Here is a 364-nt window from a genome sequence, read left to right as displayed (position 1 = left end):
GAAGAGACGGGAACGGAATAGGCTTGTAGCTCAGGTGGTTAGAGCGCACCCCTGATAAGGGTGAGGTCGGTGGTTCAAGTCCACTCAGGCCTACCAATTTTTCTGTCCGGTTCAATGGGGCTATAGCTCAGCTGGGAGAGCGCCTGCCTTGCACGCAGGAGGTCAGCGGTTCGATCCCGCTTAGCTCCACCATGACTCTTCTTAACCTTGCGCATTTCAGAACACATGAAAAGCCGTGTGTTGTGGAATGTAAGCTCTTTAACAATCTGGAACAAGCTGAAAATTTGAAACCGTCAGTGTTATGGAATGATAACATTGATGACACTCTCAACACTCCGACCGGAAGACTTCTTCGGGTTGTGAG

General features: G+C 50.0%; 2 tRNA genes. Both read left to right on the top strand.

Annotated elements, in window-relative coordinates:
* The first annotated feature begins 19 nt into the window (after window positions 1-19).
* Window positions 20-96, top strand: a tRNA-Ile gene (locus tag IQ209_RS18045).
* Between the two features lie 20 nt (window positions 97-116).
* Window positions 117-192: transfer RNA gene (locus tag IQ209_RS18040), tRNA-Ala, on the top strand.
* Window positions 193-364 lie beyond the last annotated feature (172 nt).

Source organism: Xenorhabdus sp. BG5 (assembly GCF_015163665.1).
In the GTDB taxonomy this organism is placed as follows: Bacteria; Pseudomonadota; Gammaproteobacteria; order Enterobacterales; family Enterobacteriaceae; genus Xenorhabdus.
Note: the sequence above shows the minus strand (reverse complement) of the source record. Positions and strands in the feature narration are given on the sequence as shown.